12 protein-coding genes are annotated in these 19,783 nt (G+C 38.8%); 8 read left to right on the top strand and 4 right to left on the bottom strand.

Annotated features, from left to right (window positions below; translation table 11 throughout):
* Positions 1-57: 57 nt before the first annotated feature.
* Positions 58-990 (bottom strand): malate dehydrogenase, encoded by a 933-nt coding sequence (gene mdh, locus O1Q81_RS06185; RefSeq protein ID WP_386686004.1) that lies wholly within the window; start codon positions 988-990, stop codon positions 58-60.
* Positions 991-1,235: 245 nt separating this feature from the next.
* Here mdh and argR point away from each other — a divergent pair, with 245 nt between their 5' ends.
* The 8 genes from argR (at position 1,236) to O1Q81_RS06145 (ending at position 15,325) form a co-directional block, all read left to right on the top strand.
* Positions 1,236-1,703 (top strand): transcriptional regulator ArgR, encoded by a 468-nt coding sequence (gene argR, locus O1Q81_RS06180; protein ID WP_386686002.1) that lies wholly within the window; start codon positions 1,236-1,238, stop codon positions 1,701-1,703.
* Between the two features lie 2 nt (positions 1,704-1,705).
* The gene (locus tag O1Q81_RS06175; protein ID WP_386698623.1) at positions 1,706-2,626 is read left to right on the top strand and encodes a TIGR01777 family oxidoreductase; all 921 of its coding nucleotides are present in this window, start codon (positions 1,706-1,708) and stop codon (positions 2,624-2,626) included.
* Positions 2,627-2,676: 50 nt separating this feature from the next.
* Positions 2,677-3,930, top strand: coding sequence for a PqiA/YebS family transporter subunit (locus O1Q81_RS06170; protein WP_386696553.1), 1,254 nt, complete (start codon positions 2,677-2,679; stop codon positions 3,928-3,930).
* The gene (locus O1Q81_RS06165) at positions 3,914-6,571 is read left to right on the top strand and encodes an MlaD family protein (protein ID WP_386696551.1); all 2,658 of its coding nucleotides are present in this window, start codon (positions 3,914-3,916) and stop codon (positions 6,569-6,571) included. Before O1Q81_RS06170 ends, O1Q81_RS06165 begins: the two co-directional genes overlap by 17 nt.
* A 182-nt stretch (positions 6,572-6,753) precedes the next feature.
* Positions 6,754-8,223, top strand: coding sequence for a surface lipoprotein assembly modifier (locus O1Q81_RS06160; protein ID WP_386685996.1), 1,470 nt, complete (start codon positions 6,754-6,756; stop codon positions 8,221-8,223).
* Between the two features lie 41 nt (positions 8,224-8,264).
* Positions 8,265-9,953, top strand: a complete 1,689-nt coding sequence (locus O1Q81_RS06155; protein WP_386696549.1) for a hypothetical protein — start codon at positions 8,265-8,267, stop codon at positions 9,951-9,953.
* Positions 9,954-9,964: 11 nt separating this feature from the next.
* Positions 9,965-12,502, top strand: coding sequence for a TonB-dependent receptor plug domain-containing protein (locus O1Q81_RS06150; protein ID WP_386696547.1), 2,538 nt, complete (start codon positions 9,965-9,967; stop codon positions 12,500-12,502).
* 81 nt (positions 12,503-12,583) lie between these two features.
* On the top strand, positions 12,584-15,325 hold the full coding sequence (locus O1Q81_RS06145) for an insulinase family protein (RefSeq protein WP_386696545.1): 2,742 nt from the start codon (positions 12,584-12,586) through the stop codon (positions 15,323-15,325).
* Positions 15,326-15,420: 95 nt separating this feature from the next.
* Here the strand turns inward: O1Q81_RS06145 and glmM are convergent, their stop codons facing one another.
* The 3 genes from glmM to ftsH all read right to left on the bottom strand — a co-directional run bounded on the left by glmM (position 15,421) and on the right by ftsH (position 19,692).
* Positions 15,421-16,755, bottom strand: coding sequence for a phosphoglucosamine mutase (gene glmM / locus O1Q81_RS06140; RefSeq protein ID WP_386696543.1), 1,335 nt, complete (start codon positions 16,753-16,755; stop codon positions 15,421-15,423).
* Between the two features lie 75 nt (positions 16,756-16,830).
* Complete coding sequence (gene folP, locus O1Q81_RS06135; RefSeq protein WP_386685986.1) at positions 16,831-17,658, bottom strand: dihydropteroate synthase; 828 nt, start codon at positions 17,656-17,658, stop codon at positions 16,831-16,833.
* 111 nt (positions 17,659-17,769) lie between these two features.
* A complete protein-coding gene (gene ftsH / locus O1Q81_RS06130) occupies positions 17,770-19,692 on the bottom strand; it encodes an ATP-dependent zinc metalloprotease FtsH (protein WP_386693787.1) in 1,923 nt (640 codons plus the stop codon).
* Between the last annotated feature and the right edge of the window lie 91 nt (positions 19,693-19,783).

The raw sequence follows: 19,783 nt of genomic DNA, 5'->3' as shown, positions 1-19,783 counted from the left end.
AGTAAGTTAGTTAAGCTAACTTCTAGGGTGCAGATATTTTATCAAAGCACAATAAGATTAAGCCACAAATTTCTCACCCAATTCAATATCTGCTTTTAATTGTGGTAGCATTGCGTGTAATTGTTCTTGTTCAAAGGCACTTAATTCACCGATTGGTAACAAGGCATCTACACCATTACGACCAAAACGTACTGGTTGCGAGAAGAAACGAGCATATTCACCATTGCCCTCAACGTAAGCACATTCTACTGCGACTTCACCTTGCAAACCTCGTACTAAAGCTTGGGTAAAACGAGCGGCTGCCATTGCCATTGACAATGTTGCTGAACCAGCACCAGCTTTCGCATTTACGACATCCGTACCAGCATTTTGCACTTGTTTAGTGAGTTCAACGATTTCTTCTTTTCCCCAAGTTGCATATTGTACTTGTGAGAAAATTGGTAAAATAGTTGTACCAGAATGACCACCAATGACAGGAATACTGTTACGTTCTACTTCTAAGCCTTTTTGTTCAGCAACAAAAGTTTCTGCACGCAACACGTCTAATGTTGTGATACCAAATAATTTACGTTTATCATAAATGCCTGCACGCTTTAACACTTCAGCAGCAATAGCAACTGTCGTGTTTACAGGGTTAGTGATAATACCCACGCAAGCTGTTGGGGCGAATTTCGCTACATTTTGTACTAAATCACGGATAATACCAGCATTAATATTAAATAAATCTGAGCGATCCATACCTGGTTTTCTTGCCACGCCAGCAGAAATAACCACCACATCAGCACCTGTTAATGCAGCTCCAATATCATCACCCGCATAACCTTCCACTTTAACTGCGGTAGAAATGTGGCTTAAATCTTTCGCTACACCAGGGGTCATTGGAGCCACATCGTATAATGCTAGCTCTGATCCTGCTGGAAGTTGTAATTTCAATAATAGTGATAATGGTTGACCGATACCACCTGCTGCACCTAAAACGGCAATTTTCATAGTTTTCTCCTTAACATTAAAAAAATTAGGACTTGTAACAACTCGGTAATCATAAGAATTGGCTACAAAACCTAGCTCTCATTTATAGTTTAAACTTAACAACAGTATAATTCAAATAGCAAAATATAAATTTGCGATCTAGCTCAAGTTTTTGTTTATTTATTTGGATATAAATAAATTTTTATTGATTAATTGTGCATTTTTATGCAAAACTTATGCAACGCATTCTAAATTAGTAAAAAGTGATGATTGAAACAAAAAACGATAGCCTCATGACGGCATTTAAAGAGTTATTAGCACAAGAAAAATTTGCTTCACAAATAGAAATTGTCAATGCTTTACAGGATCTTGGATTTAATAGCATTAATCAATCAAAAGTATCTCGCATGTTGAGTAAATTCGGTGCAGTGCGTACTCGCAATACCAGAATGGAAATGGTTTATTGCTTACCGAATGAATTAAGCGTGCCTAATACCAGTAGTCCATTGAAAAATTTGGTGTTAGATATTGATCATAATAATTTTCTAGTCGTCATTAAAACTAGCCCTGGGGCGGCACAATTAATTGCTCGGCTATTGGATTCTGTCGGCAAAACAGATGGTATTTTAGGTACGATTGCTGGTGACGATACCATTTTTATTACACCAACACTTAATACACCAATTAAGCAACTTATTATTAATATTCAACAACTTTTTGAAAATTCCTTATAATGATGCAAATCTTTATTACTGGTGGAACAGGATTAATCGGACGAGAATTAGTCAATCGTTGGCTTGAGCAAGAATATCAAGTAACACTACTCACTCGTTCACCAGAAAAAGCCTTGTCTTATTTTCAAGATCATGCTGCTTTTTGTCATGTAAGTGCGGTGCATTCTTTGCAAGTTTTTACCAATTTTAATCAATTTGATGCCGTAATAAATTTGGCGGGAGAACCGATTTTTGATCATCGTTGGACGGCACAACAAAAAGTTCGATTATGGCAAAGCCGTATAAATTTAACCGAAAAATTAACCGCACTTATTAATACTAGTGAAAATCCACCGCAATGTTTTATTTCGGGATCTGCTTATGGATATTATGCAGATAATGGCGATCAGATCATTACAGAAGCCCAATCTGCAGGTCAAAACTTTACCGCTCAACTGTGTCAGCAATGGGAACTGGTGGCTAAACAAGCTAACACCCGAGTTTGTTTATCACGAACAGGCATGGTATTTTCTCCTAAAGGGGGGGCATTAGCTAAAATATTGCCGTTATACCGTTATAGATTAGGCGGAAAGCTAGGCAATGGCTTACAATTTATGCCTTGGATTGCTCTTGAAGATATGTTGAATGCGATTGATTTTTTACTGCATACCCCAAGCTGTCAAGGGGCATTTAATCTCTGTTCGCCCAATCCTGTTCGCAATAAAGATTTTAACCGATTGCTTGCTAAACAGTTACACCGTCCAGCATTTATGAACGTTCCCACTTTTTTACTCAAACTTATTTTAGGCGAACGAGCTTGTTTAATTCTGGATAGCCAAAATCTTTATCCGCAAAAATTACTTGAACAAGGTTTTTCATTTCAATATAGCGAACTGGCAGATTATTTACGCTCAACATTTGGCAAATCTGCAATTAATGTATAGAATATTGGTCTATTAACAGAAACCATATTCAACCATACAAAGCCTATCAAATGCAGAACGTATCAAATTCAGATCTTCAAATTAATCACATTGCTCGCTGTGGCGAATGTAATGCGTTAGTAGCAGTTTCTGATTTGGCGAAAGGTGAACATGCCGAATGTCCACGTTGTCATCACGATTTACAATCTGCCGATCGGTGGTCATTAAAACGTTGTGCTATTATTGCCCTTTCTATTCTTATTTTAACGCCGTTTGCATTAAATTATCCGTTATTGAGTGTAGATTTAATCGGTTCACAAGTTGATGCTTCAATTTGGGGCGGAATCTGGAAAATGGCAACGGAGGGCTATCCTTATACCGCATTTTTAATCTTTCTCTGTGCGGTATTTATGCCAATATCCTTTGCATTATTGGTCATTTTGTTACAGCTCGCCAAACTCACTCACCAAAAACCCCGTAATTTATTAATTGCTATAGATTATATTAAGCCTTGGGTGATGTTTGATGTTTATTTAGTTGCCCTTGGTGTGACTGCCTTTAAAGTACGTGATTACGCCACCTTATCTTTTGATGTTTATTTAATTGCTTTTTTAGCCACAGCGTTGCTAAATACCCTGTTATTCGCTAACATCAATCCGAAAGAATTATGGAATGATTTTTATCCCCAACACGTTAAATTATCCGAAATATCCGCAGAAAATCCACCGCACTTTTGTAGTAGTTGCGATTACACTTTTGAGCATCCAATTAAGGATCATAAAGGTATAGATCGTTGTCCCCGTTGCCATAATGAACCCATAAAAACCGCAGAAACGAGCTTACAACAAACTTGGGCAGCGTTACTTGCAGGTATTGTGATGATTTTTCCAGCCAATATTTTTCCAATTTCCTATGTTTCCATGACTAACGTCCCTACTGGAGACACCTTGATCTCAGGGGTAATTTCCTTTATTGAAATGGGCAGTTATTTTGTTGCTTTTGTAGTCTTTTTTGCCAGTATTTTTGTACCTTTTAGCAAAATTGCGATCATGCTCTATTTATTATTTAGTATTCATTTTAACTGGCAACATTCGATCAAGTGGCAAATGCGATTATTTCATATTGTGCATTTTGTTGGTCGTTGGTCAATGCTCGATTTATTTGTATTAGCGTTAATGATGTCTTTGGTTACACGAGGGCAAATTATTAATTTTTCGGTGGGTCCCGCCGCCATCTATTTTGGCTTATCAGTATTTTTAACCATGATAGCCACCACTACTTTTGACAGTCGTTTACTTTGGAAAATCTATGACGAAAGAAAATAAAACTGATCTTGCTGTTAGTTCTGAACAGCCAAATATTATTCCTGCGAAAGTTCGCAAAAGTCGCAGTATTTCACCCTTTTGGTTATTACCGATTATTGCCTTAATTATTGGTGCAACACTGTTCTTTCAAATTATCAAAGAACAAGGTGAAACAGTACATATTACCTTTGCTAACGGTGATGGGTTAGTCGCCAATAAAACTCAAATTAGATATCAGGGTTTACAAATCGGTCTGGTAAAAAAAGTGAATTTTACCGATGATTTAAAACTGGTCAAAGTCGAAGCCAGTATTTATCCCGAAGCCAAAACTGTATTACGAGAAAATACTAAATTCTGGCTAGTTCAACCAAACGCTTCTTTAGCTGGAATTTCTGGATTAGATACGCTAATTTCTGGTAACTATATTACTTTACAGCCTGGAGATGGTGATTATAAGTATGATTTTATTGCCGAAACTGGTAGCCAAATTGTTCAACTGGCAGAAGGTGATTTATTGATCCATTTATTATCTGATGATTTGGGATCTATTTCACAAGGGGCTTCTATTTTCTATAAAAAAATGCCTGTGGGGAAAGTATTAGATTACCACTTTACTAAAGATCAAAAACAAGTACAAATTAACGTTGTTATTGAAAAGGAATATGCACATTTAATCAAAAAAGACAGTCATTTCTGGAATATCAGTGGTATTCGAGCCGACATAGATTTGTCGGGAATTAATCTTAATATTGATAGCTTACAAGCCGTAGTGCGTGGTGCAATTACTTTTGATTCACCAGCAGAAAGTGACATAGCACAGAATGAACAGCAATATACTCTCTACCCTGATTTATCTTCAGCTCAACGTGGCATTGAAGTCAATGTGACGTTGCCAATAGAAAACGATTTTCACGCAGGTAAAACTGAAGTATTTTCTCAAGGTATGCAAGTGGGTATGTTGACCCAAATCACAGATGCCAGCATCAACAGTAGTCATCGTACAGGTAAATTACTATTAAACCCAAGCGTTAAAGATCTTTTACGTCAGAACAGTAAAATTGTGATTCGTTCCCCTAAAGTCGATTTAACTAATTTAGATAAACTCCCTGAACTTTTACGTGGTCAATATTTAGAAATCATTGCAGGTGATGGTGAGCCAAGTATTGAGTTTAATGTATTAAATGAAAAGGAATTATTACTCAATCAAGCCAACGCTCTACAACTCACCTTAACTGCACCAGAAACTTATGGTATTAGCCAAGGACAAGAAATTTATTACAATAATATTAGTATCGGTAAATTGGTGGAACAACAAGTTGATACAAATGGGGTAGAATTTAAAGCGGTCATTTTACCAGCCTATCGACACCTAATTCATGCGAATACACAATTTATTGCCGCCAGTAATTTTGATATTTCTATTGGTGCAGACGGCTTACGGATGCAAACTCCAGCTGCGGGTAACTGGTTACAAGGTGGGGTAAAAATTATTAATAATAATAGACAGGGTCATGCTAAAGCACAGTATCCGATTTATAAAGATCAAGAAAGTGCTGAAGTAGGCATCACTACAAGTGAGATAAAACCATCTTTAACCTTGAAGACTACGCAATTACCCAATATTAGCAAAGGCTCATTGGTGCTGTATCATCAATATGAAGTAGGTAAAATTTTAGATGTTCGTCCCTTAAAAGATCATTTTGACGTGGACGTGGTAATTTATCCTAAATTTACTCATTTACTCACTAACAATAGCCTATTCTGGGTAGAAAGTGCGGCTCAAATTGACATTACACCCAAAGGAATTAGTATTCAAGCCTCGCCAATAGGTCGTTCACTCAAAGGTGCGATTAGCTTTGATAATACTGGCAATGGCAAAAACAATACCTTATATGCAAATGAATTACTCGCTAAATCTTCAGGTCAAGTGATTACTCTTACCGCTGTTGATGCGACAAACCTAAGTAAAGGAATGAGCTTACGTTATATGGGCTTAACCGTTGGGGAAATTGATAGTGTCAGCCTAGATAAAAGCAACAATAAAATCATTGCCAAAGCACTAATGAATCCAAACTATATGAATATTGTGGCAAAAGAAGGCAGTGTATTTAAAGTAATTTCACCGCAAATTTCTACCAGTGGAGTGGAAAACCTTGATAGCTTACTACAACCATACATTGATATTGAAGCTGGTTCAGGAAAAAGCAAAAAACAATTTGCCCTATACGATAAAAACACTCAACAAAACAATAAGTTTTCTAAAGGTTTTCCTATTGTGTTAGAAACCTCTGATGCGTCAAATATCTCATTAGGATCACCTATTATGTATCGTGGTGTTGATGTTGGAAAAATTCGTAACCTAGAACTAAATAGTGTGGGAGATCGAGTATTAATTGATGTTATCATTGATAATAAATATGCCCATTTAGTTCGTTCTAACTCACAATTTTGGCTATCATCAGGCTATACCGCTGGCTTAGGTTGGTCTGGGATTGAAGTGAATACAGGAACGGTGCAACAGCTATTGAAAGGTGGTATTTCATTTTCTACCCCATCAGGCACCGTGATTCAAGCTCAAGCCAAAGCCAATCAACGTTTCTTGTTACAAATTCGCCGACCAGATGAATCAAAACAGTGGAATTCGGGGGTGATGGTAGAATAAAATATTCTAACAAAATTATTGGTTATTTTAAGGGGGCAGATCAATCAGATTCGATAAGCCCCTTTGTTTTATTAATTGCTCACTAAACACACAAAAAAATCGACTTGATTAATAACTATTATTATTTACACAACTAATCAAATAGGTTAAAATCCGTCCACTTTTTTCATATTGTATTTCTTATGTTCAGCGTAAAAAAACAACTCTTTTCTTTTTATTTTCAGAGTTTATTGGGAATAACTGTAAGTTATTCCACATTAGCGGCTAATGTGCCGATTTCATCTATTGATCGCCCTGTACCTGAAAAAATGGTTCAGGTAGCTGAACCGAAACAGCAGCAGAAAGCACCTGCAGATTTCCCGCATACAGGTTTTCAATATGTTTATGATGAAAAGCTATTAGCTCAAGATTTTTCCGCCACGGAACAATTACTTAATCTTGCGATTAATTCAGGACAGTTAAATCACATTGAAAAATTGCTCAAAATCTACCGCACTTTTTCTCAACAAGATCCCATTTTAGTCTTATTTGCAGAAGCTCAAATTGCTAAACTTCAAGGCGATTATAGCACTGCGATTACGCTCTATCGTCAAATTATCGCTCAACGCCCCGATTTAACCCCTGTGCGGATTCAATTAGCCATTTGCTTATTTTATTCTCAACAGGATAACGCCGCCCAAGATCAATTTGAACAAGCCTTATCCGATCAAGCGTTACCGCAAGATATTGCCAGCTTAGTTAATCAATATTTGACGGCGTTAAAAAATCGTCAGGGTTGGAAAGTGAATCTATCGGCGACCTATCTTCACACCGATAACGTCAATAACGCTTCATCAGAACATTATTTAGAAAATACGCCTTTCGTCAAAAATGACAGTATGTTGCCACAAAAAGCTCATGGGGTTGGCTACCAATTTGGGATTGAACGGGATTTAAACTTATTTAATGGACATTATTTACATCTCGAAAATGACCTTTATGGGCGTAATTATTGGGATGCCCATGATTATGATGAAATTATTAACCGCACTTTATTGGGCTATCGCCACAAAAACGAGAAAACCCAGTGGTCGCTGTTGCCTTTCAATGAACAACAATGGTATGGCGGGCATCGTTATAAACGTAGCATTGGAGGACGTGGTGAATTAACCCATTGGTTTACCCCAAATTGGCAAATCTCTACTGCTTTAGAATATGGTCGTAACTGCTATGCCCAAAATGACAATTTAGACGGCAACAGCAAACTGGCATCGCTCACCCTATTATGGCGAAAAACACCGCAACAATATTTTTATGCGGGCATAGACGCGATCCGTGAAACTACCAATATTCGCCATTACAGCTATGATCTTACTACTGCACGTTTGGGCTGGGGGCAAGAATGGTTGTTAGGCATTTCATCAAGGCTCAATGTTTCTGCCAGCAAACGAAAATATAAAGATAATCTTTCTTTAGGAGCGAATTTCCATTTTGATCGTGCTAGAGAAGATGAAATTTATCAAATTAACACCGCAGTTTGGAAACGTGATTGGCATATTTGGGGAATTACCCCGAAATTGAATTACCACTGGAAAAAACAACGCAGTAACTTTTCCAGTTTGTACTCGTATTCTGATAAAGGCATTACGCTTTCATTGGAAAAAACTTTTTAACTTTTAACTTTAATCTTCTCTTTTTATAAGGAACATTTTAAATGCGTCAAACAACATTTAATTTAGCTATTAAACTCTTATTTTCACTCGGGGCTTTATCATTGAACGCTTGCTCATCTGGATCTAATGAAGTTCCAGGCGTATCTGTCCCTGAAAATAACCTTTCTATTGTTCAAGGCTATTTGGCGAACGGCAATACTGAACTTGCCACCGCTCAAGCGAATCTTGATGCAGCCAAGGAAGCGTTAGCCAAAGCCGAAGCCTCCACCACCGAGGCAGAAAAAACCGCCGCGTTAAATGAAGCAGCACGTTTAATTACGTTAGCTAACACATCATTAACCAATGCAGATAAACAGTTAAACACAAATACCAATGCTTACTTATCCTCTGCCAGTGGGGCATCAAGTACCATTACAAATGATATTAATACCGCTCGTGAAGAACTGGCTAAGGCTCAAACCGAATTACAAACATTAACTACACAGCTTAATGATACTAATGCCTTAATTGCAGCACAAACCCAAGCAGAAGCCGCAGCAGTTAAAGCTCAAGCTGAAGCGGAAGCAGCAGTACTTGCCGCCGCTCAAGCAGCTTCTGAAGCAGAAGCTGCTAAAAAAGCAGCGGAAGAAGAAGCAGCTAACGCTCAAGCTCTAGCTGATGCACAAAAAGCTGCCGAACAAGCAGCTGCAGCCAAAAAAGCCGCCGCAGATGCCGAAGCAGCAGCTAAAACCGCCGAAGAGGCTGTAGCAGCGGCACAAGCTGCCGCAGATGCAGAAGCTGCAGCTAAAGCCGCTGCCGAAGGACTGGCTGCTGCACAAGCAGCGGAAGCAGCATTAAAAGCCGCACAAGCAGCAGAAGCAGCGACTAAAGCTGCGGAAGAAGCCGCTACTCTTGCCGCCGCTACAGCTCAAGCAAAATTTGAAGCTCGTACTACTAATTATAGTGTTAATCAAGCAGATTCTGTGGTGCATACCTATGCCAGTGAAGAAATGCGTGATGCCCTACTAAAACAAATCAAAAACAAAGGGAATTATTATGGTGCAAACGCTGTTGCAACCAACTACGACTATTACAACTGTGCTAACAATGCCCAAACTCGTTGTGGTAGCAGTAATTCCCTTGCCACTTATCGCTACTACAACACCAGCGGTCAATTTGTTGATGAAACTGGCACCAAAGAAGGTACTGTCGTTATCAATGTAGCAAATGCGTATTCAGGCTATGCTGTGATTCGTGAAGATCGTGATAAAACAGGGGTTACTAACTCATTTATTAGCTTAGTGGATTCACAACATCAAACCACCGATAAGGCAGCGGTGGTGAATGCGACTTACAAAGGTTATGCCTCTCATAGTCAGACTGCGGCAGGTGGTGCTATTAATCATACTAGCCAATTTGAGATGACTGTCAATAATGGCAATGTATCAGGCTTAGTATATCAAACCCAAAGTAACCAGAACCGAACCAGAACCATTGCGGTATTTGAAGATACCGCAGTTCAGGTGAATAACGGCAATGTTGGCTTTGAAGGCACTGCGAAAATGAATTTAGCTGGTGATGCAACTTGGAATAGTGGCTTAACACCAAGCACCAATATCAGCTCAAATGCAGTAACAGGCTCTTACCAAGGCTCATTCGCTGGTAGCGGTGCCGAAGAAGTCACTGGCACATTTGAAAGCTATAAAGATAATACCCTTTATATGCAAGGTGCTTTTGCAGGCTCAAAATAAGGATTTAAACAATGCGTAAATTTACTTATTCTATATTAGCCACCAGTATTTGGGCAGCCTTAACCCTGCCTGTAATGGCGGAAGAAAATACTGTTGTTTCACCAGAGCAAGCAAGCGATACGGCAGAAACCTTGGACACTATTGTGGTCAGTGGCACATCCTTTAGCCAACAAATGGGAACACAAACTATTACGGCGGAAAAAATTAAACATACGCCAATTCGTAATAGCCATATTACCGAATTATTACGTACTAATCCGAATGTGCAATTTTCCAATACAGCGGACAGTGCGGATAATGCAGGCGATATAAAACCGAATGAAGTATCTTTCCATGGCGAAAAATACTGGGAAAATAACTTTATCATTGATGGCATGTCCAATAATGACAACCTAAATCCAGGGGCAGATGCTCGTTCTATTGATACCAATAATCCTTATGATTTGCCAGATGGGAACTCGCAATCTTTGTGGATCGATCCGTCTTTGCTCAAAACCGTGGAAGTATTTGATAGCAATATTTCTGCCAAATATGGCAATTTTACGGGTGGGGTGATTAATGCAGAATTAAAAGATCCGAATTTAGAACGCCCTGAAGGACGTGTGTATTATCGCACCACGCGCAGTGCGTGGGCAGATTATTATGTATCTGGCGACACTAGCAATAACCGCTATTTAAATATTCACCAACATTATGTGAAACATAGCTATGGTTTTGTGGCAAGTACGCCGTTAAGCGATAATGTAGCGATCACCCTTGCCTATGATCGCACCACATCGGATATTGATTATTATCATACTGAATTAGTCTATGCCGATGGCAGTCGTGTGCCGAGCCATCAAAAACGTGTCAATGAAACTTTCTTATTGCGTGGAATTTATTTGCCTAATAATGGCGATTTATGGCGCGCTACCCTAATTTATTCACCGCATAAAGCGGAAAAACCAAGAGATAACGTGGTCAATGGTCGTTATACTAACACAGGTGGTGGGGTTCAAGGCAGTATTGAGTGGGAAAAGGAATTTTCGAATCTGAAAATGAAAACCCATATTGGCTATAAAAAAACAGGCGATGAAGTAGAAAATGACAGTGCCGATTATAGCCGTTATAGCCTAGAATTTAGCGATGATTATTTGTATGAAAAAACCTACGGTGGCTATGGTCGTGTTTATACTCAAAAAGAAAGTTTTACTGCCAAACAGGATTTCACGGTAAACGAATTTGATTGGGGTCCAACCAACCATAAAATCAGTTTTGGTTGGGCAGCGGAGAAATCTAAAGCCCAATATAAACGTGATATTGCCACCACGGAATATTATTATGTATCCAATCCTGCCGTGGTTTGTAACGGAGCGGAACAATGTATTGATGGCAGCCAATATGCTCGTAATAAACAATATTTCTATACTCGCAATGTGAAAGCCAGCGATGATGACTACGGTGCCTATATCCAAGATCAAATCACTTGGGGACGGTTGGAAACTAATTTAGGGTTAAGAGTCGATTACAATAAATTCTACGGCAATACTTCCCTCGCCCACCGTTTATCTGCCTCCTATGATATATTTGGCGATAAAGAAACCCAAGTTTTTACTGGTTTAAACCGCTATTATGCTCGCTCAAATTTAAGCTATAAATTACGTGAAGGCATTATGGGTAGAGAAACCTATCGCCGTAGTTATAATGGCACTAATAGCGATGGTTCCTTGGGAGAATGGGCATTATATAGCTCTGGCGATGTGAACGTACCACGCATGATGAACAAGGTCAAAACTCCTTATAATGATGAAATCGTATTAGGCTTTAACCAAAAATTATGGGGCAATGACCTGACCTTTAAATGGGTACATCGTAACGGGCGTGATCAACTTACCTCTCAACAACGCATTATCAACGGTAAAGCCTATTATGTATTGGTGAACGATGGTACATCAAGCAATAACACCTACTCACTCACCTTTTCTTCACCAGAAGCCTATAAATTAGGTTCAATGGAATTGGGTTGGTCTATTGCAGGATCGATTTATCGCTATAAAAATAATAACCGCCATTATGATGCGTCTGCATCAGACACCTATGCGAAAGCTATCTATAATGAGCAATTATACGATTCATCGGAATTACCTCCAGCGGACTTTAATGCCCCGTGGAAAGTGATTGGTACTATTACCACAAAATTCCCGAGCATTAATTTGTCGTGGGATCATACCTTAAGTTACCAAGGTAAGAAAACTCAGATGACCACGCAAAATAACACGTCTTACTGTAATGGTAGCAACAGCACCAGTGCATCATTACGCCGTATTTGTGGCGATTATGTAGGCGAAGCAGTCAATTATTATGATGAAACCATTGCAGGACATTTCAATCTTGACTGGCGTTTCACTTATAGCCTACCAATCAAAAACACCCAATACCTTGAATTAACGTTGGATGTGAATAACGTACTAAACAAACAAGTACCAGTTAGCACCCGTGCCAATTCAAACGCCAAACCTGTTTGGCGAATGGGGCGTAACTTCTGGTTGGGTGTGAGTTATAATTGGTAATTTTATAAAAAAACACCGCACTTCTGCCACCTATCTGTATAATATAGATAGGTGGTTTATTATCTTTATTTAAGGATCCCGATGCGTTTTTTCTTTTCTTTTTTTCTATTATCTATTGCACTCTTGGCAAATGCCGAAATCAGCCACCCTATTCAAGGTAAGCTCAACAACGGTTTACGCTATACTCTGTTACCTTTGCATCAAGAAAAAGGGCATATTGAGATTCGCATGAAAGTCAATGCAGGGGCAATCGATGAAACAGATGAACAAACAGGTGTGGCACATATGGTGGAACATATTGTCTTCCGAGCTTCTGAAAAATACCCACAAGGCGTGATGCCTTATTTACATAGCAACAAATGGCAACGGGGACAGCATTATAATGCGGTAACTAACAATGACAGTACAACTTATATGTTCGCCCCTCCACTCAATACGGATTTAAATCAAAGTCTTGATGTGTTATCGCAAATGCTATTTCATGCAAGAATTACCCAACAAGATCTTAATGATGAACGTAAAATTATTCTGGAAGAATGGCGACAAGGACAAGGTGTGGGTGAACGCATGAATCGTTTACGTACCAATTCGGTACGAGTGGATTCTCGTTATACTCGCTCCCCTGTGATTGGCACACAGGACAGCATTATGCAAATGCACGCCAAAAACTTGCAAAATTTCTACCGCACTTGGTATGTACCAAACAATATGCAATTACTCATTGTTGGTGATATTGAGGTAAAAAAAACTCAGCAACTTATTCAACGATATTTTGCTGGTATGAAACCCTCAACTTTACCACAACGGGATTATTATGAACCAACATTAAGCGATACCTTACGCACCATTCAATTACAAGATCCGCAAAGTGGCGTGAGTCAAATCGCTTATATTGTGCGTTTCAACGAAAAGGAAATACGAGAGCAAACTGAACAAGGACGTTTCCTGCGTTTACTCGACCGCATTGCTTTAAGCCTGCTCACCCAACGACTACGTCATCAGCAAGAAAATTTACCAACTGGCGTGAAAAGTTTGGTGGTACGAAAATCTGATATTGGCAAAACTACGGTAGCGTTGGGAATTTTCACTAGTGTGGATGAACATTCGCATCAACAAGGCTTGCAAGCTATTTTTAGCGAAATCGCTCGGCTGAAACAATACCCAATCACCGAACCTGAACTCATTAAACAAAAAGCCACAATTCAAGCCCAAATTGATCAGGCTCGCGAAAACAAGGAAGATCGGAATTTTGCCAAGTGGATACAAGTGTTACAAGAAACGATTTTGGCAGATAAACCCTATTATTCACAAGCTGAAATTGCCGATTTAACCGAACCTTTATTGCAAAAAATTACCCTTGAACAAGTAAATCAGCATATTTTAAATTGGTTTACACAAAAAGATCGCATTGTTCAATATCAAGCACCACGCCTAACTAAAATTGCACCGATTACATCTGAAATAGTGGTGAATTTACAAGCAAATGCTGATAAAACTGCACTTTCTGCTCCACAACAAGAAAAGCAAATTAAGCTAAAAACCTTTCCTATGCTTACTCAAACTGGTGAAATTGTGGCGGAAAAAAACTATCCAGAGCAAAATGTCATCTATTTCACACTGTCCAATGGTGACAAAGTAGTGTGGTTAAAAAGTGCGGTGGCAAAAGACAGCACTTATTTGCAAACCCAAAGCAGTGCAGGTTTTCAGGCGGAAGGTTTAGGTTACTGGCAAAGTCAAATGGCAAGCCAATTAGTCATGCAAAATGCTCCGTTGGATTGGCAAGAAAATGAGCTAGAATATTGGAAAAATCAGCATAAGATCAATTTATTTACCAAACAAGATGAGCAAAATTTATCCTTTAGTGCGGTGGTAAAAAATCAACATTTAGCGGATTTACTAAGGTTATACTATGCTTACCAAATGGAAACCCAAGTACGCCAAGGGCTAGATGACGTAAAGCAACAAATGATTCGCCAACTTGATTTACAACAGAAAGATACGTTAGAAAATCAAAGAGTTAAAGCACTCACCCAATTACGCTATGGTGTAGAACGTCATGATATTTTGCCAACCTTGACAGAATTAAACCAATTAACCGAGCAAGATTTAAATCAACAATGGCAAACCATAGTTAATGCACCGACAACCTATTACGTGGTGAATAATATGGAATATGATCAAGTGAAAAATTTGATCCGACAATATTTAACCACTATTCCACGCCAAAAGGCTTTACCTAGCCAAAAAACGTTGCCATTAGGCGGAACAGATATTCGCTATTTTGCAATGAATATTGCCCCAAAAGATGATGTGCAATTGTGGACATTTAACCCACATCAATGGCAAGGGAAAGATGCGGTATTGGTTTCCTTATTACAATCCATTGCTACCCAAAAATTAAAATTATCGCTCCGAGATGAACATTTGGGCGTGTACAGTTTACGCTTTGAAAGCAAGTTAAACCCTGAAACACAACGAATTGAAAGTGAATTACGTTTCACCGCAAATCCTGAGAAAACTGATCATTTAATAAAATTGGCACAAAACGTCTTGCAACATTTAGCTGATCACATCGTGCTGGCGGATGTCAACGAAAGCAAAAAGAAATTTCTACAAAAGGAAAAAGAACGATTAACATCACCACAAACGTGGTTAACTCGTTTAGTCTTAAGTGATAACCAGTTCAACACTCCACAATATTTAACGGAATTAAACCAATTAGCGGAAAATATTACTCTTGAAAATAGTCGAGAAATGGCAAAACAACTTTACAATCCAGCAAATATGAAAGTTTTTGTGGTTACTCAAAAAGAAAAACCATAAAAAAACGCCTTATCTTATAAGGCGACAAAAATCAGTGAGAGATATTAAGATTTAAGTTAAAAGTGCGATATTTTACACCGCACTTCTTCCCTAATTTAATTGGCTTTCACTGCATTGGCAATTTCTTCTGCACATTGTTGAGCAAGTTCGCCATCTTGGCATTCTACCATGACTCGAATTAACGGTTCAGTACCTGATTTACGTAATAAAATTCGACCTTTACCCGCTAAACGTTTTTCTACATCGGATGCTATAGATTTTACTGTATCACTTTCTAATGGATTCTCTCCACCAGCAAAACGTACATTAATTAATACTTGTGGAAATAATGGCACTGCCGTTACTAATTCATTCAAACTTAATTTGTGTTGTACCATAGCGGTCAATACTGCTAGTGATGCAATAATGCCATCGCCTGTAGTATTTTTATCCGAGATAATAATATGCCCTGAATTTTCACCGCCAAATTTCCAGTTATTTTCCTGCATTTTTTCCAATACATAACGGTCGCCTACGTTGGCTCGTAAGAATGGCACACCTAACTGTTTTAAGGCAATTTCAAGGCTCATATTGCTCATTAAAGTACCGACTACACCGCCTTTTAAATTACCTGAACGTAAGGCTTCACGAGCAATAATATACAGAATTTGGTCGCCATCCACCTTATTACCTAAATGATCCACCATCATAATACGGTCACCGTCACCATCATAGGCTAAACCAACATCTGCTTTAGTTTCTAATACTTTGGCTTGCAAGGCTTTAATATCTGTTGCTCCGCATTTTTCATTAATATTTAAACCGTCTGGTTCAGTACCGATCTCAATCACTTCCGCCCCAAGTTCACGCATAACACTTGGTGCAATGTGATAGGTTGCACCGTTAGCACAATCTAGTACGATTTTATAACCTTCCAAACTTAATTCTGTCGGGAATGTACCTTTACAAAATTCAATATAACGCCCTGAAGCATCATTAATACGGCTCGCCTTACCTAATTCTGCTGATGCCACACAATCCATCGGCTGATCTAACATGGCTTCAATAGCTTCTTCTACTTCATCAGGCAATTTTGTACCTTGGGCTGAGAAAAATTTAATCCCGTTATCATCATAAGGATTATGTGATGCTGAAATCACAACACCTGCTTCAGCACGGAAAGTACGAGTTAAATAAGCTACTGCTGGCGTTGGCATCGGACCAACAAACACGGCTGATAAACCTGCTGCGGTTAACCCTGCTTCTAAAGCAGATTCCAACATATAGCCAGAAATTCGCGTGTCTTTACCGATTAATACTTTTTTAGAACCTTGTGTTGCCAACACTTTACCTGCTGCCCAACCAAGTTTTAAGGCGAAATCTGGAGTAATTGGGAATGTTCCCACTTTGCCACGTACGCCATCGGTACCAAAATACTTACGTTCTGCCATTTTTTGTTTTCCTTTTTTCTATTCTATAAAAATATTGTATTTTTAGGCGAATACATCATCCACCCTATATAAATGTTACGCATTCATCATTGCTTGCCAAATTTTTAAGGCATCTGCGGTTTCTCTCACATCATGTACTCGTAAAATAGTTGCTCCATTTTGTGCGGCTAATAACGCCCCTGTAACACTACCGATTAAACGTTGATCCACTGTTTTGTCCAACACAGCACCTAACATTGACTTACGTGAAAGTCCTGCTAACACAGGATAACCTTGCACCGCAAAACGAGCTTGCTGTTGTAATAAGGTAAAATTATGTTGTACGGTTTTACCAAAACCAAAGCCGACATCCCAAATCACATTTTCCGCCTTTCCGCCTTGCTGCAAAAAAAGTGCGGTGCGATTTTGTAGAAATTCCAACACATCTTCCACCACATTTTCATAGTATGGATTTTCCTGCATTGTTCGTGGCTGCCCTTGCATGTGCATCAGACAGGTTGGCAAGGCTAATCTCACCGCTGTTGTTAAGGCATCTGGTTCTTGCAATGCACGAATATCATTAATAATATCCATTCCAACTTTAGCACTTTCTGACATTACAATGGCTTTTGATGTGTCAACCGAAATCCAGCAATCAAAGTGTTTTCGCACCGCTTCAACCAAGGGAACCACACGCTCTAATTCTTCTTGTTCTGACACTTCTTGTGCATTTGGTCGAGTAGATTCACCGCCGATATCAATAATACTCGCACCAGCATTAAGCATTTTTTCCACTTGAAATAATGCTTTATCCAGTTGAAAAAACTGACCACTATCAGAAAAAGAATCAGGGGTAAAATTCAAAATTCCCATAATCTGGGGATGGGATAAATCTAAGACTTTATTATTCGCTTGAAGTTTCATATTCACTATATTAAAAATTAATATATGGCATATTATAGCGAAATATTACGCAAATAAACAGAAAAACACAAAACAAAAGGGATCATAATGATCCCTTTGTTTTATCTCGAATTATTCTGATTTATTATCCAAATTTTCACCTTTTTGCACCGCACTTTCAGCTTGCTTAGGCTCATCAGATTTCGTTTCAGTTTTAGTCGGTTCACCATGTTTTTTCTCATCCCAACCACTTGGTGGGGTCACTGGTTCACGCTTCATCAACTGTTTAATTTGCTCTTCTTCAATAGTTTCATATTTCACTAACGCATCTTTCATTGCATGCAAAATATCCATATTATCAATCAGAATTTGTCTTGCTCGATCATAGTTTCTTGCCACAATAGCACGCACTTCTTCATCAATCACGTGAGCAGTTTCATCAGACATGTGTTTGGCTTTCGCCATTGAACGCCCTAAAAATACTTCGCCATCATCTTCAGTATAAAGAATCGGTCCGAGTTTATCGGAGAAACCCCATTGCGTAACCATATTACGAGCAATATTAGTCGCAACTTTAATGTCGTTAGATGCCCCTGTAGAAATATTTTCTTCACCGTAAATTAAATCTTCCGCTAAACGTCCTGCATACAAAGTAGAAAGTTTACTTTCTAATTGTTTTTGGCTAATACTGACTTGATCGCCTTCAGGCAAGAAGAATGTTACCCCTAACGCACGACCACGAGGAATAATGGTGACTTTATGCACTGGATCGTGTTCAGGCACAATATATCCTACAATCGCATGTCCTGCTTCATGATAAGCGGTGCTTTCTTTTTGCTTATCGGTCATAATCATGGTGCGACGTTCAGGTCCCATATTGATTTTGTCTTTAGCTTTTTCAAAGTCTAACATTGTTACCACACGCTTGTTACTACGAGCAGCAAATAATGCTGCTTCATTAACAAGATTTGCCAAATCTGCCCCTGAATAACCAGGTGTGCCACGAGCCAATGTCATGGCATCCACGTCATTATCTAATGGTACTTTACGCATGTGTACTTTTAAAATTTGCTCACGTCCACGCACATCAGGTAAACCAACCACGACTTGACGGTCAAAACGTCCTGGGCGAACTAATGCAGGGTCAAGCACATCAGGACGGTTAGTTGCAGCAATGACAATAATCCCTTCTTTACCTTCAAAACCATCCATTTCGACTAACATTTGGTTTAAGGTTTGTTCACGTTCATCATGACCACCACCTAAACCAGCTCCACGCTGACGACCAACGGCATCGATTTCATCAATAAAAATTAAACAAGGTGCATTTTTCTTCGCTTGCTCAAACATATCACGTACACGTGATGCCCCTACCCCCACAAACATTTCCACAAAATCGGAACCTGAAATCGTGAAAAATGGGACTTTCGCTTCGCCAGCAATGGCTTTTGCGATCAACGTTTTACCTGTCCCTGGTGGACCAACCATCAATACACCTTTTGGAATTTTACCGCCAAGATTTTGGAACTTGCTTGGATCACGCAGAAAATCGACTATTTCACCTACTTCTTCTTTAGCTTCATCACAACCCGCAACATCCGCAAAGGTCGTTTTAATTTGTTCTTTATTCAACATTTTTGCTCGGCTTTTACCAAAGCTCATTGCCTTGCCACCACCTTGCATTTGTCGCATAAAGAAAACCCATACCCCAATTAAGAACAACATTGGGAACCACGAAATTAAAATTTGCGATAATAAACTACGTTGTTCAGGTAATGCACCTTCAATTTTAACTTTTTGTTTTAACAGGTCATTGAGAATTTGACGATCTTCTAGGGGTGCAGGTAATACGGTAGTATATTTTGAACCATCTCTTTTGGTGACAAAAATTTCGCCCACTTCGTTAAATTTAGTTTGTGCAACTTGTTGATTTTCTACATCTGTCATAAATGTAGTGTAATCAATACGATTGTTTGTATCAGTTGAATTAAATCCTTGGTATGCCGTCATCATCACAACCGCAACAACTACCCAAAGGACAAGATTTTTAATCATATCGTTCAAGGTTTGACCCCATTTTAGTTAAAGTTAAAAAATTGCTGTTAGCTTACTATAAAATTGATATTAAGCAAAACAATCAATGCAA

This window comes from Lonepinella sp. MS14436, assembly GCF_042470565.1.
In the GTDB taxonomy this organism is placed as follows: domain Bacteria; phylum Pseudomonadota; class Gammaproteobacteria; order Enterobacterales; family Pasteurellaceae; genus Lonepinella.
The sequence above is the reverse complement of the archived record's forward strand: the minus strand, read 5'-3'. Positions and strand labels throughout refer to the sequence as shown.

Coding starts and splice junctions, on each gene's coding strand:
- mdh (WP_386686004.1), bottom strand. CDS start 990: ATGAAAATTGCCGTTTTAGGTGCAGCAGGTGGTATCGGTCAACCATTA.
- argR (WP_386686002.1), top strand. CDS start 1,236: ATGATTGAAACAAAAAACGATAGCCTCATGACGGCATTTAAAGAGTTA.
- O1Q81_RS06175 (WP_386698623.1), top strand. CDS start 1,706: ATGCAAATCTTTATTACTGGTGGAACAGGATTAATCGGACGAGAATTA.
- O1Q81_RS06170 (WP_386696553.1), top strand. CDS start 2,677: ATGCAGAACGTATCAAATTCAGATCTTCAAATTAATCACATTGCTCGC.
- O1Q81_RS06165 (WP_386696551.1), top strand. CDS start 3,914: ATGACGAAAGAAAATAAAACTGATCTTGCTGTTAGTTCTGAACAGCCA.
- O1Q81_RS06160 (WP_386685996.1), top strand. CDS start 6,754: ATGTTCAGCGTAAAAAAACAACTCTTTTCTTTTTATTTTCAGAGTTTA.
- O1Q81_RS06155 (WP_386696549.1), top strand. CDS start 8,265: ATGCGTCAAACAACATTTAATTTAGCTATTAAACTCTTATTTTCACTC.
- O1Q81_RS06150 (WP_386696547.1), top strand. CDS start 9,965: ATGCGTAAATTTACTTATTCTATATTAGCCACCAGTATTTGGGCAGCC.
- O1Q81_RS06145 (WP_386696545.1), top strand. CDS start 12,584: ATGCGTTTTTTCTTTTCTTTTTTTCTATTATCTATTGCACTCTTGGCA.
- glmM (WP_386696543.1), bottom strand. CDS start 16,755: ATGGCAGAACGTAAGTATTTTGGTACCGATGGCGTACGTGGCAAAGTG.
- folP (WP_386685986.1), bottom strand. CDS start 17,658: ATGAAACTTCAAGCGAATAATAAAGTCTTAGATTTATCCCATCCCCAG.
- ftsH (WP_386693787.1), bottom strand. CDS start 19,692: ATGATTAAAAATCTTGTCCTTTGGGTAGTTGTTGCGGTTGTGATGATG.